Here is a 2,543-nt window from a genome sequence, read left to right as displayed (position 1 = left end):
AAGACTTTCTCCACAGCCTGGGATGAATTCTTTTTTTGCTGATCGGAAATTTTTAAAGTTACATAACTTATTCCTTAAATGAGAAAGGGTAAATTATACTTTTTTATACGAACTTAACAAAGAGTAATTGTTCAATTGATTTATTACTTATTTTCCAAAAAAATATAGTCCTTCCTAAATTTATTAGGAAGGACTATATACAAAACCCTGTTTAATTTCCTACTAAATGTAACAAATTAAACGATATTAATACCTGCACTTACAAATCCAGCAACTGCAGCTATTGGACTTGCTGCTGTTAATGAAACATACAGTAGTATTTTATCTCCAGCAGCTACTGGAATAGCTTCAGCTATGATACCTGATGCTGTAGAACCAATCGCTATTGCGGCAAATGCTGGTGTTAATAAAAGAGGTGCGCCTTGTACTGTAAACGTATTGCTTGCTGCAGGTGCAGTTAATATTTGTATTTGCACTTGAACAGGTGATATTGGAGCTAATGCAGCTGTTGCACTAAAGAAACCAGCTAATGACGTAATAACCCCTGCGCGTGGTGCTACAAATGCATAATCACCTACACCTAATGCTAATGTGATACTTGTTCCACCAGTTAAAGCTACTCCAGGCTGACTAAATCCAAATCCAAGAAGAGTTCCTGTATTAGCTATTAACGCGTTAACTAACGCAGATGGCGTTGTACCTGAAGCAAATGGAATAATAGCTCCGCCACCAGTTGCACCAGTTGCTCCTGTTAAACCTGTTGCTCCTGTTAAGCCGGTTGCTCCTGTTGGACCTGTTGCTCCTGTTGGACCTGTTGCTCCCGTTGGACCTGTTGCTCCTGTTAGGCCTGTTGCTCCTGTTACTCCTGATGGTCCTGCTGCTCCTGTTGCTGGCGTTGTTCCAGATGCTGCTGCTGTTCTTGACGTCCCCGTTGCCACGGGCAGGCCTCCTGCCTCGGATGCNNNNGCCTGTTGCTCCTGTTGGACCTGTCGCTCCTGTTGCTCCTGTTAGGCCTGTTGCTCCTGTTGGACCTGTTGCTCCCCTGTTGCTCCTGTTGCTCCCGTTGGACCTGCTCCGGTTCCGGCTGGACCTGTTGGACCTGTTGGACCTGTTGGACCTGTCGCCCCTGGAGTAGCGTTGATTAATTGAATTAATAAATTAAAAAGAAGTTGTAAAGTTGCAGGATCAACATTTGAGTTGCAGGATATAGGGATAAGATCTAAAGCGAAGAAGAATTGTGCAAGGGCGCTATAAAATTGTTGCAATAATGTTGACAATTGTCCTAAATTAGGTGCTGGAGATTGTAATAAAACTATAATACTTTGAGTTAATTGTTTCAAAAAATTAACTTCTGGAGAAGGTAATAAGGAATTTAAGAAAATTAAAAATTGATTAAATAAATCGAGTAACACTAATCTGTTTGCATTACTTGGATTTGCAAAAAATGCTGAAATAGCTGATACTAATGAGTTTAGTAAAGTAATTAATTGACTTAATTGTTCCCTAGTAATAGGAACTGACTGTGGATTTTTACAACAATCTGGAGTGAAAACAATCGGATTATCGCAGTGGTTATGACCAAAACAATTATTATTTGTCATTTATGTCCTCCTTACTTGTTTTATATTTGAGTTTTTCCTATTATAAGGATCATAAAGTTGTAAAAGAGTATGTGTTATATATTGGCTTAAAATAGGAAACATGAAATATAATTAAACTTGAAAACGTAATTTAATTATGTTCATGACTCACATATTAATTATATGTTTTTAATAATTGACTGCTTAGATTAAATACCTAAACTTAATAGTTTATTTTATTTTTCCACGTTTATCTCTTAGGTTCAAAGACACATATTAATTTGAATGTACTCAACAATTAACGGTGCCATTTTTTACATATAAATTTACATTATTTCTTTACTAAGATTGTGTTCTCTTTTTAAACATGAAGCCGTTTGTATTATAGAGAACTCTCATATAAAATATATTGAAAAATTCATTCTATATTTTATTCCAATACACTATGAAAAGGATTGAAGTTAAAATCCCTATCATTTAACCATTTATGACAGCTAGAAATTGAATGTACCTTTACTTAATTTTAACTATTTAAATATAAAACAAAAAGGACAGATTCCTTTTCATTAAGGATCTGTCCTTTTAATTAATAATGATAAATTGTAATATAATTGAAGATCCTTGCGATGGTGGTTGCGTATCCAATAAAGTTAATTTACCAGCACTCACTTCATATAATGGTTGTGGTTGCAGTATTCCGTTAACAAACAAATTAATATAAGAAACTTCACTAGGAGACAAAATATTCGTTGTACCATATTGAGGTATCCCGTCAGCATCTGTATATATAAGTTTCTCTCCATCTGCAAAAGTGTAATATAACAAATTGGTTGTGGTTATAGGACCAATGCCCCCAGTAGGACCTGTTGCTCCAGTTACTCCTGTCGGTCCCGTTTCTCCAGTTGCTCCTGTTGCTCCCGTTATTCCAGTTGCTCCTGTTATCCCTGTTGCTCCCGTCGGTCC

1 protein-coding gene and 1 pseudogene are annotated in these 2,543 nt (G+C 36.5%); both read right to left on the bottom strand.

Annotated elements, in window-relative coordinates; translation table 11 throughout:
* Positions 1–236: 236 nt before the first annotated feature.
* A pseudogene (locus DN400_RS29070) lies at positions 237–1,601 on the bottom strand (exosporium glycoprotein BclB-related protein).
* A 561-nt stretch (positions 1,602–2,162) separates the two neighbouring features.
* Positions 2,163–2,543, bottom strand: a 381-nt coding sequence (locus DN400_RS29065; protein WP_147802108.1) for a DUF4183 domain-containing protein, incomplete at its 5' end; no start/stop codon positions are given.

It is taken from the genome of Bacillus sp. AR8-1 (assembly GCF_008042345.1).
Lineage (GTDB): Bacteria > Bacillota > Bacilli > Bacillales > Bacillaceae_G > Bacillus_A > Bacillus_A cereus.
This window is presented reverse-complemented; position numbering and strand designations above follow the sequence as displayed.